At 70.8% G+C, this 21,646-nt stretch carries 18 protein-coding genes and 1 pseudogene; 6 read left to right on the forward strand and 13 right to left on the reverse strand.

Going from position 1 to position 21,646, the window contains the following annotated elements:
• Nucleotides 1-11 precede the first annotated feature (11 nt).
• Entirely contained in the window at nucleotides 12-296 is a 285-nt protein-coding gene (locus MED01_RS07940) for a hypothetical protein (RefSeq protein ID WP_238667856.1), read from the forward strand.
• A 211-nt stretch (nucleotides 297-507) separates the two neighbouring features.
• Nucleotides 508-855 (forward strand): annotated as a pseudogene (locus MED01_RS07945) (ADP-ribosylation/crystallin J1); the annotation flags it as partial.
• A gap of 459 nt (nucleotides 856-1,314) precedes the next feature.
• On the opposite strand, the gene murQ reads toward MED01_RS07945, so the two are convergent.
• Nucleotides 1,315-2,208, reverse strand: a complete 894-nt coding sequence (gene murQ, locus MED01_RS07950; protein ID WP_238667857.1) for an N-acetylmuramic acid 6-phosphate etherase — start codon at nucleotides 2,206-2,208, stop codon at nucleotides 1,315-1,317.
• 252 nt (nucleotides 2,209-2,460) lie between these two features.
• Here murQ and MED01_RS07955 point away from each other — a divergent pair, with 252 nt between their 5' ends.
• The 3 genes from MED01_RS07955 to MED01_RS07965 are packed head-to-tail and all read left to right on the forward strand — an operon-like array spanning nucleotide 2,461 to nucleotide 8,132.
• Nucleotides 2,461-4,026 (forward strand): sodium:solute symporter, encoded by a 1,566-nt coding sequence (locus MED01_RS07955; RefSeq protein ID WP_238667858.1) that lies wholly within the window; start codon nucleotides 2,461-2,463, stop codon nucleotides 4,024-4,026.
• A gap of 11 nt (nucleotides 4,027-4,037) precedes the next feature.
• Nucleotides 4,038-5,234: an anhydro-N-acetylmuramic acid kinase gene (locus MED01_RS07960; protein ID WP_238667859.1), complete on the forward strand. Its 1,197-nt coding sequence runs from the start codon at nucleotides 4,038-4,040 to the stop codon at nucleotides 5,232-5,234.
• A gap of 24 nt (nucleotides 5,235-5,258) precedes the next feature.
• On the forward strand, nucleotides 5,259-8,132 hold the full coding sequence (locus MED01_RS07965; protein WP_238667860.1) for an FAD-binding and (Fe-S)-binding domain-containing protein: 2,874 nt from the start codon (nucleotides 5,259-5,261) through the stop codon (nucleotides 8,130-8,132).
• 68 nt (nucleotides 8,133-8,200) lie between these two features.
• On the opposite strand, the gene MED01_RS07970 is transcribed toward MED01_RS07965, so the two are convergent.
• The 4 genes from MED01_RS07970 to MED01_RS07985 all read right to left on the reverse strand — a co-directional run bounded on the left by MED01_RS07970 (nucleotide 8,201) and on the right by MED01_RS07985 (nucleotide 12,149).
• A complete protein-coding gene (locus tag MED01_RS07970) occupies nucleotides 8,201-9,124 on the reverse strand; it encodes a peptidase inhibitor family I36 protein (RefSeq protein ID WP_238667861.1) in 924 nt (307 codons plus the stop codon).
• 6 nt (nucleotides 9,125-9,130) lie between these two features.
• Entirely contained in the window at nucleotides 9,131-10,015 is an 885-nt protein-coding gene (locus tag MED01_RS07975; RefSeq protein WP_238667862.1) for a peptidase inhibitor family I36 protein, read from the reverse strand.
• Between the two features lie 35 nt (nucleotides 10,016-10,050).
• Complete coding sequence (locus MED01_RS07980) at nucleotides 10,051-10,914, reverse strand: peptidoglycan-binding domain-containing protein (protein ID WP_238667863.1); 864 nt, start codon at nucleotides 10,912-10,914, stop codon at nucleotides 10,051-10,053.
• 206 nt (nucleotides 10,915-11,120) lie between these two features.
• Nucleotides 11,121-12,149, reverse strand: a complete 1,029-nt coding sequence (locus tag MED01_RS07985) for an NBR1-Ig-like domain-containing protein (protein WP_238667864.1) — start codon at nucleotides 12,147-12,149, stop codon at nucleotides 11,121-11,123.
• Between the two features lie 138 nt (nucleotides 12,150-12,287).
• On the opposite strand from MED01_RS07985, the gene MED01_RS07990 reads away from it, so the two are divergent.
• Nucleotides 12,288-12,704 (forward strand): hypothetical protein, encoded by a 417-nt coding sequence (locus tag MED01_RS07990; RefSeq protein WP_238667865.1) that lies wholly within the window; start codon nucleotides 12,288-12,290, stop codon nucleotides 12,702-12,704.
• 69 nt (nucleotides 12,705-12,773) lie between these two features.
• Here MED01_RS07990 and MED01_RS07995 read toward each other — a convergent pair whose 3' ends face one another.
• The 8 genes from MED01_RS07995 to MED01_RS08030 form a co-directional block, all read right to left on the reverse strand.
• Nucleotides 12,774-14,807 carry a hypothetical protein gene (locus MED01_RS07995; RefSeq protein ID WP_238667866.1) on the reverse strand — a complete coding sequence of 678 codons (2,034 nt, stop codon included), beginning with the start codon at nucleotides 14,805-14,807 and terminating at the stop codon, nucleotides 12,774-12,776.
• 175 nt (nucleotides 14,808-14,982) lie between these two features.
• Nucleotides 14,983-15,129 carry a hypothetical protein gene (locus MED01_RS08000; RefSeq protein ID WP_238667867.1) on the reverse strand — a complete coding sequence of 49 codons (147 nt, stop codon included), beginning with the start codon at nucleotides 15,127-15,129 and terminating at the stop codon, nucleotides 14,983-14,985.
• A 132-nt stretch (nucleotides 15,130-15,261) separates the two neighbouring features.
• Entirely contained in the window at nucleotides 15,262-15,903 is a 642-nt protein-coding gene (locus MED01_RS08005; protein WP_238667868.1) for a GNAT family N-acetyltransferase, read from the reverse strand.
• Between the two features lie 161 nt (nucleotides 15,904-16,064).
• Nucleotides 16,065-16,919 carry an ABC transporter ATP-binding protein gene (locus MED01_RS08010; RefSeq protein WP_238667869.1) on the reverse strand — a complete coding sequence of 285 codons (855 nt, stop codon included), beginning with the start codon at nucleotides 16,917-16,919 and terminating at the stop codon, nucleotides 16,065-16,067.
• A complete protein-coding gene (locus MED01_RS08015; protein WP_238667870.1) occupies nucleotides 16,916-18,019 on the reverse strand; it encodes a FecCD family ABC transporter permease in 1,104 nt (367 codons plus the stop codon). The genes MED01_RS08010 and MED01_RS08015 overlap by 4 nt, the downstream gene beginning before the upstream one ends.
• A complete protein-coding gene (locus MED01_RS08020) occupies nucleotides 18,016-18,804 on the reverse strand; it encodes a class I SAM-dependent methyltransferase (protein ID WP_238667871.1) in 789 nt (262 codons plus the stop codon). The genes MED01_RS08015 and MED01_RS08020 overlap by 4 nt, the downstream gene beginning before the upstream one ends.
• Nucleotides 18,801-19,805, reverse strand: a complete 1,005-nt coding sequence (locus MED01_RS08025; protein WP_238667872.1) for an ABC transporter substrate-binding protein — start codon at nucleotides 19,803-19,805, stop codon at nucleotides 18,801-18,803. The genes MED01_RS08020 and MED01_RS08025 overlap by 4 nt, the downstream gene beginning before the upstream one ends.
• Before the next feature lie 212 nt (nucleotides 19,806-20,017).
• Nucleotides 20,018-21,262: a cellulose-binding domain-containing protein gene (locus MED01_RS08030; protein ID WP_238667873.1), complete on the reverse strand. Its 1,245-nt coding sequence runs from the start codon at nucleotides 21,260-21,262 to the stop codon at nucleotides 20,018-20,020.
• Nucleotides 21,263-21,646: the final 384 nt, after the last annotated feature.

The following is a 21,646-nucleotide window of genomic DNA, read 5'->3' on the forward strand; positions in this document are numbered from 1 at the left end:
AGGAGAGGTTCATGGAAATCGCCGTTATCTGGATCCCCGCCCACATCGAGCCGTCGGAGCCCGCCGTCGCGAGGTGTCTCAGCCACCTTCACCGACACTCCTACCGATTCGCAGGAATCATGCGGGCCTCGTGGGAGACCGTCGAGCAGACGATGATCGACGGAGAGGTGGATGTCGTCGTCATCGCCGACTTCGCCCACCTCCCGCCGGATCGGTCCCCCCGGATCGAGCTGGCCAACTCCTCCGACGGCGACGCGGACGAGGACCGAACGGTTCCGGACACACAGCTCCACTGACACCGCGGAGCGCCCCGTCCACTGTGGATGGGGCGCTTCGTCAATTTGGCTTCTCGACCCAGACGCAGTGCTGATCGACGCCGACATCGTGGACATCGACAGAGGTGATCGCCACCGGCACGAGCCGCGGCCCCACCCGGGGAACCCGTACCACCAGAATGTCGGGCGGTGGCATCATGCCGCCATCACCGGGACTGACAGGGAGCAGACCATCAGCACCTCCGACACGATCACGCTGTGGCGGCCCACCGGCCAGGCCGAACTTGACCTCGTGGCGGCGGCCGGCTGGCGGGCTTGGCCACCACGCCTGCCCGACCAGCCGATCTTCTACCCCGTGCTCAACCGCTGGTACGCCACGAAGATCGCCCGCGAGTGGAACGTCCCCGCCGGAGGCGTCGGTTACGTGACCCGGTTCGACGTGCGACGTTCCTACCTGGACCGCTACGAGGTGCGGCAGGCCGGTGGCCGCGACGTGCTGGAGTACTGGGTCCCCGCCGAGGAGCTTGACGAATTCAACGCCCAGATCGTCGGCGCGATCATCGCGGAGGCCGAGTACCGGGGCCCGGTCGCCGACGAGGAGTTCACCGACGCGGAGGAGGCCCTGGGTCGGGCGCTGCCCGAGGCGTGGCGCACCTACCTGCAGGGCGAGTCGTGGTTCCGGCGAGGCTGGATGACCACCGAGGCCTACGTGTGGCTCAATTCGCCGCGCGAGATGCTCGAGCTGCACGAGGCGTGGGACCAGGCCACCGTCACACACCCCGGTATCGCGATCATCGGCGGTGACGGCTCCAGGGAACAGCTCGTCCTCGACCTGGGTCGTGACCCCGCCCCGGTGCTGCTTGTCGACATCGCCAGCGACGGGTGGGACACCGCCATCCGGCAAGCCGACGATGTCAGCCAGCTCATCGACCGCATCGAGGCGGGCACCTTCACGTTCGACCTGGAGGACTGACCCGAGCCGGGCAACGAGCCACCACTCACCCCGACCCGGTCACGACGCCACGACGAACCCCATCGGTCAGGCCGCGACGGCCGCCCGGACGTCGTCGTCAGCGGCGCGCAGCCGGGCCGCTGCCTCCTCGGCCGTGCAATTCGCCAGCAGCAGCACGATGGCCGTCTTGGCGTGCCCGTGCGCCGCCGCGAGCGCCCGCGCCGCCGTGTCGAGGTCGGTGTCGGCGGCCTCGGCGACGATTCGACGCGCCCGGTCGACGAGCTTCTCGTTGGTGGCGTTCATGTCCACCATCAGATTGCCGTACACCTTGCCGAGCCGGGCCATCGTGGCGGTCGAGAGCATGTTGCAGACCAGCTTCTCGGCGGTGCCGGCCTTGAGCCGGGTGGAGCCGGTGAGCACCTCGGGGCCGGTGGGCACCTCGATGGCGACGTCGGCGTGCCGGCTGGTCACCGCGTCGGTGTTGCAGGCCACCGAGACGGTCGCCGCGCCAAGCGCGCGGGCGTGATCCAACCCACCGACCACGTACGGGGTACGGCCACTCGCGGCGAGCCCGACCACTGTGTCGCGGGCGGTCAGGCCGACGGCGTCGAGGTCGGCGACGGCGCGGGTCGGGTCGTCCTCCGCTCCCTCGACGGCGACGCCGAAGGCTCGTGCCCCGCCAGCGAGCAGGCCGACGACCCGCTCGGGCGTCGTACCGAAGGTGGGTGGGATCTCGACGGCGTCGAGCATGCCGATCCGGCCGCTGGTGCCCGCGCCTAGGTAGATCAGCCGTCCGCCCTGACGAAGCGACGCCACTATGACGTCGACGGCCGCGGCGATGTCCGGCACGGCCCGGCGGACTGCGTCGGCGACCGTCTGGTCCTCGTCGTTCATCGCGAGAAGCAGCTCGGTGGGAGACATCCGGTCAAGGTCGCCGGTCTTGTCGTTGCGGGTCTCGGTGCCGAGGGTGCTGAGGTCCACGGGGTGCTCGTTCCTCTCGCTGGTGTGCAGTCGCCGGCCGGCGGGGAGAGGTCCTCCGGTCGCTCGGCGGTTCGCCGCCGAGCGCGTCCTCGCGACCCGCCGCCGCGGCCGGGCCGAGGGCGCAGCTGCGAACAGTCCCCGTATCAGCAGGCTGAAACCACAGCGTAACCAGCCCGGACGGGCGGTGGCAAAAAGTTTCGCGTTAGGGTGGGTCAACGTCACTTATTGACAACCGCTGGTTGGGAGCGAGCCGTGCGTCAACTCGACCTCGTCGTGATCGTGCTGTACCTCGTGGTGATCGCCTTCGTCGGACTACGCCTGTCCGGTAAACAGAAGTCCGCCAAGGACTACTTCGTGGGCGAGGGTCGACTGCCCTGGTGGACCGTCTCGTTCTCAGTGGTTGCCACCGAGACAAGCGTTCTGACCGTGATCAGTGTTCCCGGCGGCGCATACAGCGGTCAGGGCTTCGGCAACGTCGAGCTGGCCCTGGGCTACGTCATCGGTCGGGTCGTCGTGGCCGCGGTGCTCATCCCGCTCTACAAGCGGGGCGGGTTCGTCAGCGCCTACCAGTACCTCGGTGAGCGGTTTGGCCTGAAACTTCAGGGGCTGGCGTCGGTGACGTTCGTCTTCACCCGCCTGCTCGCCGAGGGTGTACGGCTGTTCGCCTCGGCCATCCCCATCAAGCTTCTTCTCGACGAGTTCGGGCTGAATGTCGGCTACCAGGCCATCATCATCGTCCTCACGCTCATCACGGTGGTCTACACCTACCTCGGTGGCATCAAGGCGGTCATCTGGACCGATGCCATCCAGATGGGGCTGTACCTGGGCGGGGCGATCCTGGCCATCGCGGTGCTCAGCCACGCCGTCGGCTTCGACGGCTACTCGCAGGCGCTGGACGCCGGCAAGTTCCAGCTCTTCGACACCAACTTCGCCCTCTCGCACGTGCTCACCAGCCCGTTCGCCCTGCCGACCGCGATCATCGGTGGCGCGATCTTCGCGATGGCCAGCCACGGGTCGGACCAGCTGATCGTGCAGCGCATCCTGTCCACCCGCACGCTGCGCGAGGGGCAGAAGGCGATGATCTCCTCGGGCATCTTCGTGGTGATCCAGTTCGCGGCGTTCTCCCTGGTCGGCGCGCTGCTGTGGTCGTACAACAAGGGTCAGACCTTCAAGGAACTCGGCCTGGCGAGCAGCGACAACCTCTACCCGAGCTTCATCCTGCACGCCCTGCCGGTGGGCATCTCGGGTCTGCTGGTGGCCGGCATCCTCGGCGCCGCGATGGGTTCGCTGTCCTCGGCGCTGAACTCGATGTCGAACTCCACAGTCGCCGACTTCATCCACAGCTTCTTCCGCAAGGTCCCGTCCGACGACGCGATGCTCCGCCTCGCCCGGGTGATGACACTGGTCTGGGCGGTGCTGATGGCGGTCTTCGCCTGCGCGTTCAGCTCCAGCACCGGAAACGTCTACCTGACCGGTTTGACCATCGCCGGCTACACCTACGGGGCGTTGCTCGGCGCCTTCCTGCTCGGCCGCCTCGTGAAGCGGGCCAACCAGGTCGACGCGGTGATCGCCTTCCTGGTCACGGTGGCGGTGATGACCTACATCGTCCGCTACGTCAAGATCGATGTGACGACGGCCGGGACGACCACCGCCACCGCCATCGCCGCGCAGTGGCTGGTCCCGATCGGCGTCCTGATCACCCTGGTCGTCGGCGCGGTGTCCAGCCGGTTCCACACGGCCCCAGAGACTCCGTACGACCATGGACGTACCGACGAGGTCGACGACGACGCGGCGGCGGCGCCAGCCGGCCGGGCGTGAAGGAGGACGTGATGCGCGTGATCGGCCTGATGTCCGGAACCTCCTATGACGGCATCGAAGCCGCGGCGGCCGAGTTCGAGGTGAGCGGCGACGCTGTGCGGATGCGACCGCTGGGCCGGCTCAGCCACCCGTACTCCGACGAGTTGCGCACGCAGATCGCTGCGGCCCTGCCTCCCGCGGCGACCACCACCGAGGCGATCTGCGTGCTGGACACCGGCATCGGCCAGGCCTTCGCCGAGGCCGGCGTGCGGGCCCTCGCCCAGCTGTGCGACGGCACCGCCGACCTGGTCGTCTCGCACGGGCAGACCATGCACCACTGGGTCGAGGATGGCACGGTCCGGGGCACTCTCCAGCTGGGTCAGCCGGCCTGGATAGCGGAGGCCAGCGGCCTTCCGGTCGTGGCCGACCTGCGCAGCCGCGACGTGGCAGCCGGCGGCCAGGGCGCTCCCCTGGTCGCCCTCTTCGACGCGCTGCTGCTGGGTGGCCTGCCCGGCGTGCCGGCCGCGCTGAACCTGGGCGGCATCGCCAACATCACCGTCGTCGCGCCGGACACGGACCCGCTCGCCTTCGACACCGGTCCGGCGAACGCGCTCCTCGACGCCGCGGCCCGCCACTTCAGCGGGGGCACCGAGGAGTACGACCGGGACGGGCGCGGGGCAGCCGCCGGGCAGGTGAATCCGGACCTGCTGCGGCGGCTGCTCGACGAGCCGTACTACCGGCTGCCCGGCCCCAAGAGCACCGGGAAAGAGCTGTTCCATCTGCCCTACCTGCTCGCCGCCCTCGCCGACGCGCCCACACCGGACCCGCAGGACGTGTTGGCCACGCTCACCCGGCTGACGGCTGTCACTGTGGCCGGCGCCTGCCGCGACCACGGCGTCACCCGGCTCGTCGTCTCCGGCGGCGGCGCACACAACCCGACGCTGATGCGCATGCTCGCCGACGAGCTGTCCGGCGTCCAGCTGTCCTCCAGCGACGACCTGGGCGTCGCGTCGGACGCCAAGGAGGCGCTGGCCTTCGCACTGCTGGGCTACCTGACAGTGCACGGGCTGCCGGGCACCCTGCGCTCGGGCACCGGCGCGCGGCACGCCTCGGTGCTCGGCAGCATCACCCCTGGCCGGCAGCCGCTGCGGCTGCCGGCTCCGGCCAGCACCGCTCCCCGCCGACTGCTGATCGCCGGCCGTCCCGCCGTGCCGCCGGTGGCCGGCTGACCACGCTCCCGGGAGGATCCGCCGATGAGACCCGTCGTACCCGTGCCGCCGCCCAGCGCGGCCGGCGCCCGCGCCCGCGCGGTCGCCGAACTGCTGCGCTCGCACCTCGATGACCCGAGCCGGGCCAGCGCCGAGCTGCCCCGGCGGCTGGCGGCGGCGCACGATGCCTCGCCGTACCTCTTCGAGCCGCAGGCAGTGGTTCGCGCCGCCTCAGCCGCCGAGGTGGGGGCGCTGATGGCCGGCGCCCGGGAGGCCGGCGTGCCGCTGACCCTGCGCGGTGGCGGCACCAGCCTCGCCGGGCAGGCCGGCGGCGCGGGCGTGCTTGTCGACGTCCGCACCGACTGGCGGCACGCCGAGGTCCTCGACGACGGCCGCCGCATCCGGCTCCAGCCGGGCCTGACGATCCGGCAGGCCAACGCCCGGCTGGCCCGCTACCGACGCCGCCTCGGCCCGGACCCGGCCAGCGAGGCCGCCTGCACCGTGGGCGGCATGGTGGCCAACAATTCCAGCGGGATGACCTGCGGCACCACCGACAACGCGTACCGCACCATGGAGTCGCTGCGTTTCGTGCTCCCGTCCGGCACCGTCGTCGACTCCGGCGCCCGCGACGCCGACGACCGGCTGCGGGCCGACGAGCCCGAGCTGCACGCCGGGCTGCTGCGCCTGCGCGACCGGGTGCGATCGACGCCCGGCTCGCGCGCCACCATCGAGCGGCTGTTCGCGATGAAGAACACCATGGGGTACGGGCTGAACTCGCTGCTCGACCACAGCACCCCGGTCGAGATGCTCGCCCACCTGATGATCGGCAGCGAGGGCACGCTCGGTTTCGTGGCCGAGGCCGTCTTCCGTACCGTCGAGATCCACGACCACGCCGCCACCGGCCTGCTGATCCTGCCCGGTCTCACCGACGCCACCGACGCGCTGCCGGCTCTGCTCGCCGCCGGCGCCCGTACCGCCGAGCTGCTCGACGCGGCCGCGCTGCGGGTCAGTCAGCGCGACCCGGGTGCGACTCCGGCCCTGCGCGGGCTGACGGTCACCGGGCACGCCGCGCTGCTGGTGGAGTTCGCCGAGGACAGCGCGGAGCGGTTGGCAGCGACGCTGGCCGACGCCCGGCCCGTGCTCGACCGGCTGCCGGCCGTCACCGGCACCGAGCTGACCCGCGACCCGCGCGAACGGGCCAACCTCTGGCACCTGCGCAAGGGCCTCTACACAGCCGTCGCCGGGGCCCGCCCGCCCGGCACCACGGCCCTGCTGGAGGACGTCGCGGTGCCGATGCCACGCCTGACCGGCACCTGCGACGGGCTGATCCGCCTGTTCGACAGGCACGGCTACCCGGACGCGGTGATCTTCGGACACGCCCGGGACGGCAACCTGCACTTCATGCTGACCCAGTCCTTCGACACCCCGGCCGAGATCGACCGCTACGCCCGGTTCACCGACGACATGGTCGACCTGGTGCTCGCCGAGGGCGGGACACTCAAGGCGGAACACGGCACCGGTCGGGCCATGGCACCCTTCGTCCGCCGGCAGTACGGCGACGAGCTGTACGACGTGATGCGCGAACTCAAGCGGTTGTGCGACCCGAGCGGCCTGCTCAACCCCGGTGTGCTGCTCAACGACGACCCGACAGTGCACCTGCGGCAGCTCAAGGCCGTCCCGACTGTCGACCCCGAGCTGGACGCCTGCGTCGAGTGCGGCTACTGCGAGCCGGTCTGCCCCACCGCCGACGTCACCACCACGCCGCGCCAGCGCATCGTCCTGCAACGGCAGATCGCCCTCGCCACCGCCGCCGGTGACGAGGAGCGCCGCCGGGAGCTGACCGCCGACTACGAGTACGCCGCGGTGGACAGCTGCGCCGCGGACAGCCTCTGCGTCACCGCCTGCCCGGTCGGCATCGACACCGGGGCGGCGATGAAGCGGCTGCGCGCCGAGCGGCACAGCCCTCGCGCCCAGCGGACCGCCCGCACCGCCGCCCGGCACTGGAAGGCCGCCGTGACGGGCGTCCGGGTGGGACTGACCGCCGCGCACGCCGTGCCGACGCCGGTGACCCGCGCCGCCACCGGGGTGATCCGTGGGCTCGGCGCCACCGAACTGGTGCCGTTGTGGAGCGACGACATGCCGCGCGCCGGCGCGCCCCGCCCCACCCCGCGCAGCGCGCCGGACGCCCAGGCGGTGTTCTTCGCGGCCTGCGTCGGCAGTCTCTTCGCACCCGAGGACGGCTCGTCCGGCGGACCGGCGGCGGCGTTCCTGCGCCTCTGCGAACTGGCGGGGGTGCCGCTCGTCGTACCGACCGCCACGGCGGGCCTGTGCTGCGGAACCCCGTGGCAGTCGAAGGGTTACCCCGCCGGTCACCGTGAGATGGCTGAGCGGACGCTGGCCGCGCTCTGGGTGGCCAGCGACGAGGGTCGCCTGCCCGTCGTGTGCGACGCGTCATCGTGCACACACGGGCTGACGCAGCTGACCGCCGCGCTGGCCGAGGAGGACCAGGCACGGTACGGCGCGCTGCGCTTCGTCGACAGCGTGACCTTCACCGCCGAGCACCTCCTGCCGGCGCTGCCGCAGCCCCGGCGACTGGGCTCGCTGGCGCTGCACCCCACCTGCTCCACTGTGCATCTGGGCGGCATCGACGACCTGCGCGCGGTGGCCGGGGCGGTCGCCGACACCGTCACAGTGCCGGACAGTTGGGGGTGCTGCGCCTTCGCCGGTGACAGGGGGCTGCTGCACCCCGAGGTCACGGCCGGCGCCACCGCGGCGCAGGCCGCCGAGATCAATGAACGCGACCACGACGCGTACGCCTCCTGCAACCGCACCTGCGAGATGGGCATGAGCCGGGCCACCGGCAAGCCGTACCGGCATGTACTCGAAGTGCTCGTCGAGGCGGTCGAGCCACCGGCATAGCCGGGGCGTACCCATGGGCGCGCCGCCCGCCGCAGAGCTGCGACGGGCGGCGCGGTTGGTGCGTCACCTCAGGAGAGCGCGATGTCGCTGTAGTAGTAGCGCAGAATCGCCTGGTAGTTCTTGCCCTGATTGGCGAGATCACGCGAGCCGTACTGCGACAGCCAGTCCCCGTCCACCCAACCACCGCACGCGGTGGTCGTCGCGCAGTAGTGCGCCCGCAGGATGTTGCCGCTGCGGGTCATCCGCGCCGACCAGGTCCGGTCCACCGCGGCGGACGTCGACGACTGTGCCGACGACGGCCGGTAGACCTGGTCGCCGGTGTCGTCCCGGACGTCGTAGCACTGTCCGCCGGACGTCTTCCGGGTCGAGTGCAACGCCCAGTACCAGGCGTAGCTCTTCACGGCCATCGCACCGGCGTCCAGCGAGGCGGCCGGCCAGCTCGTGATCCACTCGTTCGGGAGGACGTTCTTGACGTACGTCTTGAAGTCGACCCGATCGACTCGCCCGAGACTGACCCGGTAGACGAGGATGGTGCTCGGCAACTTGCTGTTGGTGCCGTCGGTGCTACAGCCCGTCTGCCCGCTCACCAACTCGTGCGAGGCGTTGTTGTTCTTCAGCGTGGCGTTGAGGTTGCCCTTCGCCCCGGAAGCGAAGTCCTGGGTCGCACCGGCGAAGTTGCTGTTGAAGTAGACCCGCACCGTCTTGCCGGTGCGGTTCCACACCGACGCGGCGTTGTTCTTCACGCACAGGCCCTTGCCGCTGCCCGCGCCCTTGAAGTCGTAGCAGGTCGGTTGGGTCGTGCCGTAGTCGTCAAGTGAGTCGGTGAAGTCGGAGACCGAGCCGGCCTGGTTGCTGTTGTAGTAGTAGCAGAACTCACCGCTGTCGCAGGCGCCGTCTCGTGCGGCCGCCGCTGCCGGCGAGGCGACACTCAGGATGGAGGTGGACATGGCGAGGACGGCGCCGACGACGGCGAGGCTCTTGCGGATATTCACGGCGTCCTACTTCTCGTTGTAGCCCTGGGAGTTCCAGAACGCGGTCGGGTCGGCGTTGTCAAGGGTGGGGTCGCCGACGCTGACGGCCGCATGGGTCTGCCGGCCGGCCCGGACCTCGACGTGGGTGTGCGCGCCCGAGCTGGAGGACACCCCGTGCCACGACTCATCGGCGATGATCTCGCCCTTGCTGATGGCGTCACCCACGCTCACTCCGGACTTCGGAGCGGTGTGCAGGTAGATCACCGACTTGTTGAGCGAGGAGTTGTAGACGGAGATCGTGGACAGGCCGCCGCTGCCGGTGTTGCCCCGCGCGACGTAGATGACCGTTCCGGAGACCAGGGCGCGCACGTCCGAGCCGACGCTGCGGGCGATGTCGATGCCCTCGTGCCGGCCGGGCGTGGTGGTGTAACCGTCGAAGCCGCAGGTGACAGTGCCGCCGCTGGCCTGGTACAGGGCGTACGACAGGTTCGTGCGCGTCGACGGCGAGAACTGGTGCGAGGCGTTGTTGTTCTTCAGCGTGGCGTTGAGGTTGCCCTTCGCGCCGGCCGCGAAGTCCTGGTAGGAACCGGCGTAGCCGCTGTTGAAGTAGACGCGCACGGTCTTGGTGCTGCGGTTCCAGACCGAGGCGGCCTCGTTCTTGATGCACAGGCCCTTGCCCGCGCCAGCGCCCTTGAAGTCGTAGCACGAGGGCTGCTCGGTGCCGTAGTCGTCGAGCGAACCGGTGAAGTCCGAGATCGACCCCGCGTTGTCGCTGTTGTAGTAGTAGCAGAATTCGCCGCTTTCGCAGACCCCGTCCCGGGCCGCCGCCGACGCGGGCGATCCGACGCTGAGGATCGAGGTGGTCGCGGCCAGCGCGACGCCGACGGCGGCGAGACTCTTACGGATGTTCATGGTGTCCTTTCAGAAACGGTGAGGGGGGGTGCGGGTCACTGCCCGCGCTGGTACTGCTCCCAGGTCTTGATCAGGACCTGGGGACCGTCGTCCGGTCCCTGGTTGGCCAGGCCGTTCATGCCGAGGTAGTAGTCGCCGACCTGGTGCTGCGCCTGGCTGGACAGGTCCGTGTCGTTGATCGCGTTGGCGTGGATGTGCCACGGCCAGTCGCCCTGGTTCGGGTTGCGGACCCAGGCGGCGAAGCCGACCTGACGCAGGGCCCGGGCGACGGCGGTGCGCTTGGTCGCTGTCATGCCGGTGACCGAGATGTCCACCACACCCCCGCCGTCGTGCGTACCGGCCGAGGTGGGGTCGCCGCCGGGGTTGTACGAACCCTGGTCGAGCACCAGGGGGTAGCCGAGCAGACGCTGCGCCTCGGCCAACATCGCCTGGGTACGGGCGTTGACGACGTACCCGTCCCGCGGGACCTTCGCGCCCGGACCGATCGTGTTGGCGACTGTGTAGCGGTTCAGCCCGAGCTTCGTCAGCGACGTCGTGCCGGGCAGCCCGTTCGCGGCCAGCCCGGTGTAGCCGAGGGAGCGTTGGTACGCCGCGTACGCCGAGACGGTGACGGTGCCGAAGTAGCCGTCGACCCACTGCGCGTTCAGCAGGCCCTTCGCCTGCAACGCCTGCTCGACGGCGAGCACCGAGCTCTTCGCACCCGGGGTCAGTGTGTTGTCGGCGCGGCGGGGGTCGATCTGGGCGGCCAGGACGGTGGCCTCCATGTCCACTACCGGCCGCGCGGCAGTGGTGACGGTTCGCTGCGCTGTGGCGTCGGATGTCGCGGCCCAGGCGTGGGCCGGGACGCCGACGGCCACACAGAGCGCGGCGATCCCGACGGATAACCAGGGACGGCGCACTGTCGATCCTCCTCGCAGTTGGTGAGTCGTTCGGAACGGACATCACCTTGCGAGAACGGCCTGCTGTTCGGTACCCCTGCTGTGCTGTCAGATCCGTCAGGACGGCAGCGACCTCGATGGATGTGGTGTTGTCAGCTTTGGTGACACCCGGGAGCTGACATCGAGCGTTCGCATTCTGACACCGCGCCGGGCGACCGGAAGCGCGCTCAGGCGGTCACGGTGACCATGAAGTACACCGGCCGGCGGGTGGGAAAGTACTCCTGCCCGTTCTCGTCGACCATCTTCCAGCTGACCCAGCACTTCCCGGGACGGCTGGGCGCGGTGACCTCGACACTGATCATGACCTGCTCGTCGGGCGGTGTGTCACCGATCGCCACCCGGTCCGGCACCTGGCAGCCGTCGGCGTCGGCGGTGGGGTTGGTGCGGGCGAGGAAGCGGTTGTGCCAGGCGACCTTCCCCACGTTCTTGAGGGCCCACACCTTGACGAACTGGGTGTTCACCCGCACCCGGGTGCCGTCGGGGATGGTGACGTCGGAGATGAACTTGCTGGAGTCGCCGGGGATCAGCGAATCTGAGAACGCCGACGCTGACGGCGACACCGACGGTGTGGACGACGCCGCCGCGGTGCCGGGGTCGTCCCGGGACGACCGGCCGCGGACGATGACGCCCAGGACAGCGACCATCGCCACCACCAGGACCACCGCGGCTGCGGCGAGCCACGGCAGTCGGTGCCGCCGCGCACCCGCGACGTCCTCGTCGGTCGGCGGATAGTCAGTGCTCCGCAGCGTGTTCTGCTCCTCCGGCGACGGGGCCGGGACGACGGACACGACGGGCCCGTGGGTCTGCGAGGCGTCGGTCCCGGTGTCGGGCTCCATTCCACCAGTGGTGATCGGGGTGTCGGCGCCGGGCGGAGATTCGGCGCTGACCGGCGCGACAGCATCGTCCTCGATGCCGTGGACCGACCCGGGGCGCTGCGCGTCCTCCCATCGACATCGCCACTGGGCCTCGTCGGCCTCGCAGGCCCGGACGAACTCCCGGACCGTTTCCCAGGAGGGGAACCTGGTTCCGGCGGCGGCCTCGTGCAGCGTGGTGTGCGAGATCCGGCCCGAGCGCCCAGCCATCTTCCGGAACGACGGATCACCCACGCTGGTCCGCAGGGTCCGTAGCTGTTCGGCGAACCTCTCGGCGGCCTGTCTGTCCTGAATCGGCTCGGCGGCGGAACGCTGTTCCTTCATCACTCCCCCATGTCAGACGACGTTGTCAGGCGTTGTCAGAGCGTGTCAGAGGGTACCGAACGGGCCACGGCGGCCATCAATGTGGTGCATCGACGACACCGGGGGCGACGGTCCCCGGTGCATTGAAGGAGGTCACCGATGAAGAACCTTTCCCGCCGCGGCGTACGCGTCCTCGCGGCCGCCGGTCTGGCTGTGCCCGCGACGCTGGCGTTCGCCGGACCCGCGCACGCCGAGACCAACCCGCGCTGCGTCGACTCGGTGCAGATCGGCGCGACCGCGTACGTCACCGTCGGCGGTCAGACCGCGGCTTCGGTCAAGCAGTACAAGGGCTGCGGCAAGAACTACGCCTACACGTACGTGTGGCAGCAGTACCGGGCCAGTCACGGCTCGTACCAGGTCTGCACCTCTATCGTGACCGGCAGCACGCTGCGCGACCTGCAGTGTTCCAGCGGCCCGGAGGTCTGGTCCTCGGGCGCCAACACGCTGTCGGTGTGCACCCGGGCGCTCGGCGGCATCTCGGACGTGGCGCAGAAGGAGACCGAGGTGCGCTGCTGACCTGCCGTGCTCGACGTATCCCGGCGGGTGCTGGCCGTGCCTGCGCTCCGCCGGGTCACGAGTCTCAGGTCACGGGCAGGGTGTCCGCGCGCAGACGTCGACGACCTTGCCGGTGAGCAGGAAGACCGCCTTCTGCTTCTGGGCTCCGGCCTGGGCGCGGGGGAACTCGTGCGGATCGTCGCCGAACTCCGGTCCGACCGGCGCGAGGTTGGTCGGCGGTGGCGCGTGGGCCGCGCCGCTGTTCCAGATCACGATCGCCGAGCCGGCGTACGGGTAGCGGCGGATCGGTGTGATGCCCCAGTACGGGCGCACGTCCAGTGACCAGCCGTCGGCGAGCGCGGGGGTGTGCAGGCGCGCGCCGATGGTGCGTGCCTGCACCTCGGCGGCGGCGGGCGAGACCTGGTGGTCGCCGAAGGCCACGTGCATCAGCACCTGGTGCGCCGGGGTACGCGGTAGTGGCCGGTCGGTCATGTGCTGGGCGTACCCGTTGGCCTCGGATCTGTCCCACAACATCTGCAGCAGCGCGAGGATCAGTTGCTGGTCGACGGTGTCCGGGTAGTAGCCGTCGAGCACGCTCTGGAACGGTGCGAAGTCGACGCTGCGTTGCAGCAGCGTGGAGTAGTTCATCGCCGGTACGCCGAGCACCGACCGGGTCCAGTCCTGGGCGATGGCGGTGAGCGCGCCTCCGTTGATGCCGCCCTGGCTGTTGCCGTCGTAGTGCAGTCCACTGGCGCGGTTGATCAGCGGCCGTGCGGTGGCGTCCCGGAACGCCGGGTGGGCGGCGAACCCGTCCGGGTGGATCATCGCGCGGCCCAGGAAGAGGAAGTTCAGGAAGCTCTGCTGCAACCTGTCCGCCACCGCGGGGAAGACGCTGAGGTCGGTGAAGGCGCCGGCCACGAAGGGGACGTCGGCGGCGGCCATGCCGATCCAACTGGTGGCGCAGAAGGTGAAGTTGTGGGTGTTCGACATCGTCTTGACGTTGCCGGCGTTGATCTCGGTCGGTCGGCCGAGCAGCCCGTGGCCGTATAGCGAGAGATGCGCCGGCCGCGCGGCCGAGGCACTGCGCGGGATGTTGCAGACGAAGTCCGCCGCCACGGTCGCCCCGGACGGCGTGGGCAGAGCGTTCGGCGTGGGCGGCGTCCCGGCGCCGCCGGCCGGGCCGTAGTGCAGCCGGGAGCCGGGCCCGCCGTCGCCGGTCAGATAGGACGGAACGCCGATGGTGCCGGTCACCTGCCGAGCGATCAGCGGATCCTGCGCCGGCGCATAGTCGGTCACCTGGGTGACGGTGACCGACGGCGCGGCCCGGCCGAGGTCGGCGAACGCGTCGTCCCGGACCGCCAGCATCCGGCCGGTCAGCCCGTGCCGGCTGGCGACCGTGAAGTCCCAGGCCAGGTAGAGGCTGTGTCGTTCGACGCCGGTCCGAACCAGGTCGGTGACGACGCGCCTCACCTGCGGCCCCCGAGCGTCCCGCTGCTTGCGGCCGGCACCGGTCAGGTACGCGGTGAACGCCTTCGGTGCCGGGATCAACGCCCGGTTGCCGTCCCGTAGGCCGCGCAGCCCCACGACGTAGCGGGTGCCCTCGGTCAGCGCCACCGCCGGCCGGATTATCAGCAGCTGCCGGTCGGGCTGACCGGTGGCGTGCGCGTCCAGCTCGGCCCAGTACGGTGTGCGCTCACCGGTCCGGGTGTTGAGCAGCACGATCGGCGCGTCCGGCGCCAGCGATCGGCCGATGTCGGTGACCGGCGCGATCCCGGTTGCCGCGGCGTCGAGGCCGGGTACCCGCACCAGGATCGGCGAGCCGGGACTGAACCCGTCCTGCCGGTTCCACTCCGTCGGGTCGATCGGGGTTCCCTGCACGTTGGCGGGCATCGCGGCGGCGGCGAACCGCACCCGCTTGCCGGTGGGGCTGCTCCGGTCCGGCACCGTGAAGTGGTCGTTCGGGAACGGCAGCAGACAGGCGGTCGGGTCGATCGGGTCGCAGGACGGCTGCCCGACCGGAGCGGGGGCCGGTGGCGGTGCGGCGGGGGCTGCCGTGCCGAGCAGGACGGCGCCCGCTGTCACCAGCACGGACACGGCGAGACGGAGCCCTCTGGAGGTGGTCACACGCATCTCCTTCGACGCTGGACGGCAGATCGACGGGTGGTGTTCTTCCTACGCTTGTGAAACAAACTCAGCAAGCAGGCTCCGTGCGGGCGACAGACTCACGGTCGGTGGCCGGCAGCCCGATCGTGCTCAGGCTGCCGGCCACCGACCGCACCAACGATGACTCACGGAAAGGTCACGCGGTGATCACCGGCCAGGCGTAGGCGAGCAGGGCGCAGGCGGCACCCAGAAGCGCGAGCGAGACACCCCTCGTGGGCAGCGGCAGGGCGGCGAGCACGATCAGGATGACGGCGATGACGTACAGAACTGCCTGGGCCGACATGTTGTTCTCCTCGATCAGGGGGGCGGGCGGCTGCCCTTCACCCGCCGAGATGCCCCCGGGCGTGATCGCGGAAACGTCCCGCCGATCACGGTTCGGCCCACAGTGGTACGACCGGCTCGTCCGGCACAGCGCCTACGTCCGGAGAAGAAGCGCCTCAGCGCCCACCGGCCGGAACCCCGCCGCCTGGAAGGCACGCACGCTGCGCGCGTTACCGGCGGCCTGCTGGGCCCAGACCGGCTGACCGTCGGGCACCAGATGTCGGGCGGCCGTCGCCAGCGCCCGCCCCAGGCCCCGGTGGCGACGCTCGTCGTCGACCTCTATCGCCGCCTCCCACCGGCCGGCCACCCCCCGGCCGAGCACGACCACCCCGCCCTCGACGGCCCAGACGCGGACGTCGTCACGGCGCCGACGGGCCCTTACCTCGCGGGGATGATCGCCGTCCGCAAGCTCGGTCAGCCGCAGCGGGGGCGGCCCGGCAAGGCAACTCGCGACGGTCAGCAGGTCGATCGTGTCCATGGACCGCCGGGTGCGGTCGAGCAGCGCACCCAGAAAGCGCGGATTCATCGTGGCCGCCAGGGAGTCACAGTCGAGGGTGGCCAGCGTACGACGTACCCACTGGGGATCCTCGTCGGTGAACACCACCGAGTGTCCGGTGAAGGCGATGACTCCGGCGTCGCGGCGGCTCGGCTGCGACACCACTGTCGTCCCGCCGTCAGGTGGCGGGAAGTGGCCGCGCGCCGCCGCGTCCAGGATGTCGCTCAACGTACGGTCCATTGTCGTCTCTCCTCGGTCCCCGACCGCACGGCTGCCGAGGGCGGACACGGCAACGCGCTCCCCGCCCTTGCCACAGTGCGGACCAAACAGTGTTCGGACATCCTCGCGTGTGAAGTACGGATCTGTGTGCCGCGGCGGCTCGGCCCGCGCTCCGTCGGCGCCTACGTCGCCTGGCTGCGGTACCAGATCCGGGGCCGGCCGTCAGCGGCGATGGCAACGTCCGTCCGCACCTGATACACCTGCTCGATCCGGCCGGTGGTGAGGACCTCGACGGGCGTACCCGCCGCGACCACTCGTCCACCGTGCAACAGCACCAGCCGGTCGCAGTACTGCGCGGCCAGATTGAGATCATGCAGGGTCACCACGACGGTGCTGGCCGACTCCGCGAGGAATCGCAGCAACTCCAGCTGATGCCGGATGTCCAGGTGGTTTGTCGGCTCGTCGAGCAGCAGCAGATCCGGTTCCTGCACCAGAGCGCGGGCCAGGTCCACCCGCTGCCGCTCACCACCGGAGAGGCTGGACCAGCGCCGCTGCTCGAACCCGGCCAGGCCCGCCTCGGCGAGCGCGCGCCGCGCCAGGTCCACATCCCCGGCCCCGACCCCGGCGAGGCGTGGCCGGTACGGGGTCCGGCCCAGCAGGACCACCTCCAGTGCGGACATCTCCACGTCGGTGGCCACCTGTTGGGTGACCACCGCGATTCGCCGAGCCAGCGCACGCCGGGGTACCGCGTCCACCGCGACGTCATCGAGCAGCACCCGCCCGGACTCCGGCCGGGTCAGACCGGCAAGTAGTCGCAGCAGGCTCGACTTGCCGGAGCCGTTCGGCCCGAGCAGCCCGACCGTGGCGCCCGGTTCGGCGGTGAGCGCCACCCCGGCAAGGATCCGCACGCCGGCCACGCCCCATCCGATCCCGTCCGCGTCCAGCCGCGCCGGCAACGCTCCCGCCGGGTACTGGTCACCGCCGGTCGCCCGACCACTGTCGCCCACTCCCCGACCGGCAGCGCCCGGCGCGATCACGGCGTACCCGTCCGGCGTCGCATGACCAGCGCGAACACCGGCACCCCGAGCAGCGCGGTGAGCACGCCCACCGGCAGCTCCTGTGGTGAGAAGACGGTCCGCGCCACGGTGTCCGCCCAGATCAGGAAGATCGCGCCGATCACCGCGCAGGCGGGCAGCAACGTCCGATGCCCGGAGCCGAACAGGAACCGTACGGCGTGCGGCACTGTCAGCCCGACGAAACCGATGGCACCGCTCGCCGCGACCAACGCGGCCGCCATCAGGGCGGTGACTGTGAACAGCAGCAGCCGGGTGCGTCCGGGAGAGAAGCCGAGCGATCGGGCGGTATCGGTGCCGAACGCGAACGCGTCCAGCGCCGTCGCGCTGGCCCAGCAGACCAGCAGGCCGACGCCGACAACCACGGCGCTCAGCGCCACCGATGCCCAGGAGGCCGCCGTCAGCGAGCCGAGCAGCCAGAACGTCACGCTACGGGTGTCCTGGGTGTGCGCGTCGGAGATCACGATCAGGCTTGTCACCGCGCTGAAGAGCTGCGAGACGGCCACCCCGGCGAGAACGATCCGGGTCGGCTCGCCGGCCCGCCGGCCGGCCAGCAGCAGCACCGCGCCGAACGCGGTCATGCTGCCGACGAACGCGCCGGTGGTCAGGTCGACCGGGCCGGCGCCGATCCGAATGCCGAGTACCAGCACCGCCACCGCTCCGGTGGAGGCGCCGGACGAGACACCGAGCAGGAACGGGTCGGCCAGCGGGTTGCGCGTGAGCGCCTGTAGCACCGCCCCACACACCGCCAGACCGGCACCGACCAACGCGGCCAACAGCACCCGGGGTAACCGGAGATCCCACACGATGCTGTCCGGCAACGGCGGTAGGGGCTGGACCGGGAGGCCCACATGGCTGGCCACCGCGCGCAGAACGCTGTCGATCGGCAGATCGGCCGAGCCCACGCTGACCGCCGCGGCGATGGTGACCAGCAGCAGGAGCACTGCCGACGGAAGGACGTACCGGCCGTTTCTCGAGATGCCGGTGCGGGGTGGCGGGTCTCGTCGCGTCGACCCGTGCGGGCCGCTCGCCGAGACGAGGGATCGTACGACTCGCGGGTTCATCGGCGCGCGAACACCACGTAGTCGTCAAGGTACTGCCAGACGGTGCCGACCTCGGCGAACCCGGCCGTGCGAAGGGCAGCCAGGTGGAACCCCAGTGCGGCCGGGGCCTGCGGCGGTCGGTCGGCGAACCGCCGTTCCCGCTGGGCTGCCAGCCCGGCCAGTTCCGGGTGTCGGGCCGCCTCGGCGTACCAGGCGGAGTAGGTGAGCGCTCCGGCAGCGAATGCCTCCTGCTGCACCTGCGCGTCGTGCCGACCGGCGATGTCGCGCAGGGTGGGCGCCGACTCGTCGTAGCGGAGGTGGTCGGCGTTGAGCAGCACACCACCGGCGGGCAGCAACCGCGCCGCGGTGGTGTAGACCCGCAGCAGTTGCTCCGGCGCGAGCCAGTGCAGTGCCGTCGAGGTGAGCACGGCGTCGATTCGCCGTCTGGTCAGCGCCTGCTCCCAGCCGTCGGCCACCAGGTCGACGTCGTGGACCTCGACCCGCGGCGTGTACCGGTCCAGGGCACGCCGCGCGACCTTCAGCAGGATCGGGTCGTAGTCGACCGCGACGGCGATGGCGTGGGGGAACTGGGCCAGGATCCGGTCGCTGATCGCACCGGGACCGCAGGCCAGATCGAGGATCGCGAGATCGTCCGGGCAGTGCAGCCGCAGCACGTCGGCCATCGCGTCGAACCGCAGGTCGCGGTGGGCCACGTAGGCGGACTGCTGGTCGTTCCAGAGTTCGAGCAGGCGGCGGGCGGCCGACTGGTCGAGCGCGGCGACATCGGTGCCGGCAGGCGGGGTCATCGGACGGTCCCGTGCAGGTGGGCACCGACCAGTTCCGCCGCCTGAACGCTGCGGATCGACGGGTCCATCGACGAGCCGGGCACTGTGACGAACCGTCCGGCGACCACCGCGTCCAGCTTCGACGTCACCGGGTTGCGGCGCAGGAAGTCAATCTTCGATTGGGCACTGTCGCCGTCTCCACCCCTGGTCAGATCGGCCAGCACGATCACCGCCGGGTTGCGTTTGGCGATCTCCTCCCAGTTGCCGGCCGGCCACTTCTGGCTGGCATCGGTGAACGTGTTGCGGGCGCCCAGCAGCGAGCTGATCGCGTCCGGAACCCCGCCGTGTCCGGCAACGTACGGGGTGCTCGTTCCGGAGTAGTACCAGAGGAGTGACGGTCCGGCGTTCGGCGCGGCCGTTGGCATCGCACGTCGGGCGGCGTCCAACCGACTCTGCTGCTCGTGGATCAGCTTGTCGGCCCGCTCCGGCACGCCGAAGACGCCGGCGATGTCGCGGATCTCATCGAAGATCCCGTCGAAGGTGACCGTCTGGGTCGCGTCCGCCGGCTTCTCGCAGGCGAACCCGGAGAGGTACGCCGGTACGCCGAGCGTGGCCAGGTCAGCGCGCGAACCCGCGGCGTCCGGCGCGTACGCCGAGGTGTAGGTCGAGTAGACGAAGTCCGGGTTCGCCGCCCGGACCGCCTCTCGTGAGGGGTAGAGCTTGGCCAGCACCGGCACCTTGTCGTAGGCGGGGCGCAGGTCGGGCAGCACCGGGTCGGTCTGGTAGCTGGTGCCGACCATCCGGTCGGCGAGACCGAGGCTGAGCATGATCTCGGTGGCGTTCTGTTCCAGTGCGATCGCTCGCTGGGGTGGCGCGGCGACGGTGACCGGCAGTCCGCAGTTGGTCAGGTGGACCGGGGTGGCCGCGTGGCCCTGCGCGACCGGTGCGGCGGCTCCACCGTCGGAGCAGCCGGCCGCGGCCAGCACCAGGCACATGGCCGCCTTAATGAAAACGGTTTTCATGGGCGTGAACATAGCAACAGCGCCTCCGCGGCCTGGCAGGCGGGGGTGTGGTGTGCCAGGCCGCAGCGGAAGCAGTCCGGCGTTCCGGGCACCGCCCGCTCCAGTCGACGCAGACGCAGACGAGGGTGTGACCCGGAACCCGGGTCACACCCTCGACGTATTCAGCACCAGGGCGAGCGCCGCTGACGACCCCCGCCCACGACCCCGACGGGTCAGCAGCCGATCCGGCTGGACCCCAGCGCGACGTCGTCGTACCAGAGGGTGTCGGCTCCGCCGCCGTAGCTCTCCCAGCCCAGCTTCAGGTCGGTGAGCTGCGGCCGCCAGGTGCGGTTGTACCACTGGCCGTCGATGTCGTGCGTCGGTGCGCCGTCCGCGGTCAGCCCGGGGATGGCGGTGCCGTCCAGCCAGGTGCGCAGTTGACCGGACGCACCGTCCACCATGAACTCCACGCAGGTCCACCGGTTGGTGGGCAGCGGCACGCTCTGCGCCACCCCGGCCGGGCTCTGCTCGGGCAGTGTCGCGTCGTCGGAGGCACGGTTCCACTGCAGGGCGCCGTTCTGGCCACCCAACCGCAGATCCTTGTTGCCGTCGGCGGCGTCGGCCATTGCCATCATCGTGGTGTGTTCGGTGGGTTGGGCGGTGGTGTGCCGGACCCAGACCCGGCCGTACCGGACGCTGCCCATGCTGCCGAGGTTCTTCGTGGATCTGATGAAGACGTGGTTGCAGTACCCGGCGGCGCCGTTGATCCGAACCGACCGGCTGCCGCTGTGCGTGGTCGCCGTGTCGATGGTGGCGGTACCCGCGCCGGAACAGTCCGGGCTCACCACGGCCCAGTCACCGGACGGCGTCGACCCGGTCTGGCCCTCGAAGCCGTCGCAGAGCACCGCGCCGGCACATCCGGTCGGCGGCTCGGTGGTGGGCGGCGGGGTGGTCGGCGGCGGCGTGGTCGGCGGAGGGGTGGTCGGCGGAGGGGTGGTCGGCGGAGGCGTGGTTGGCGGAGGCGTGGTTGGCGGAGGTGTGGTTGGCGGCGGCGTGGCGCCGTTGCACGCTACGCCGTTCAGGCTGAACCCGGTCGGCGCGCCACCACTGGAGCCGTACGTGCCCTGCAACCCGAACTCGGTGGAGCCACCGGCCGGGATGCTGCCGTTGTACGACGCGTTGCGGGCGGTCACCGTCGATCCGGACTGGCTGACCGTGGCGTTCCAGCCGCTTGTGACCCGCTCGTCGCCGGCGTACGTCCAGGTGACTGTCCAACTGGAGACGGCGGCGTCCCCCGGGGAGACCTTGACGGTGGCGGTGAATCCGCCGGGCCACTGGTTGGGCGTGTAGTCGACCCGGCAACCCTGAGCGGCTGTGGCGGGGCCACTGAGCACTGCCGCTCCGGTTGTGGTCGCAGCGGCGGCCAGCGCGGCGACGACCACCAGGGTCGCGGCGGGGCGGGCACGGAAAATCGTCATGAAGGGTCCTTCTGCCATCGAGCTGAGCGGAGGCGGCACGGCGGCGCGCCCTGGACGGACGCGGCGCGACAACGTGCCCTGGATGCGGCGCGGCGGCGCGCCACAGCGACCGGTCGCGCGTACGACCGAAATGCCCGGCTCGGGGGTGGACCTGTCAGCCGCCGACGGCCCGGTCGCCCGGACCCCGGCGGCGCCCACCCTCAATCTATTGACGATTACCGATCGAATCAAGCGGCGGCGGCGCTCCCCGCCGCGTCGATCATGCAGTTTCAGTTGTCGACATGGGTGAGGTGCCCCGTATGCCGGGACAGCAAGTGCAAGATCGCGGAGCAGTGACAGGGAAAGAATGGTCCGGGTCCGTGTCGATCCGTGGGCCGCCCGTTC

Origin of the sequence: Micromonospora alfalfae (assembly GCF_022230925.1) — a bacterium.
Lineage (GTDB): Bacteria > Actinomycetota > Actinomycetes > Mycobacteriales > Micromonosporaceae > Micromonospora > Micromonospora alfalfae.

Coding starts and splice junctions, on each gene's coding strand:
- MED01_RS07960 (WP_238667859.1), top strand. CDS start 4,038: ATGCGCGTGATCGGCCTGATGTCCGGAACCTCCTATGACGGCATCGAA.
- MED01_RS08030 (WP_238667873.1), bottom strand. CDS start 21,262: ATGACGATTTTCCGTGCCCGCCCCGCCGCGACCCTGGTGGTCGTCGCC.
- MED01_RS08005 (WP_238667868.1), bottom strand. CDS start 15,903: ATGGACCGTACGTTGAGCGACATCCTGGACGCGGCGGCGCGCGGCCAC.
- MED01_RS08015 (WP_238667870.1), bottom strand. CDS start 18,019: ATGAACCCGCGAGTCGTACGATCCCTCGTCTCGGCGAGCGGCCCGCAC.
- MED01_RS07940 (WP_238667856.1), top strand. CDS start 12: ATGGAAATCGCCGTTATCTGGATCCCCGCCCACATCGAGCCGTCGGAG.
- MED01_RS07985 (WP_238667864.1), bottom strand. CDS start 12,149: ATGAAGGAACAGCGTTCCGCCGCCGAGCCGATTCAGGACAGACAGGCC.
- MED01_RS08000 (WP_238667867.1), bottom strand. CDS start 15,129: ATGTCGGCCCAGGCAGTTCTGTACGTCATCGCCGTCATCCTGATCGTG.
- MED01_RS08025 (WP_238667872.1), bottom strand. CDS start 19,805: ATGAAAACCGTTTTCATTAAGGCGGCCATGTGCCTGGTGCTGGCCGCG.
- MED01_RS08020 (WP_238667871.1), bottom strand. CDS start 18,804: ATGACCCCGCCTGCCGGCACCGATGTCGCCGCGCTCGACCAGTCGGCC.
- MED01_RS07965 (WP_238667860.1), top strand. CDS start 5,259: ATGAGACCCGTCGTACCCGTGCCGCCGCCCAGCGCGGCCGGCGCCCGC.
- MED01_RS07975 (WP_238667862.1), bottom strand. CDS start 10,015: ATGAACATCCGTAAGAGTCTCGCCGCCGTCGGCGTCGCGCTGGCCGCG.
- MED01_RS07990 (WP_238667865.1), top strand. CDS start 12,288: ATGAAGAACCTTTCCCGCCGCGGCGTACGCGTCCTCGCGGCCGCCGGT.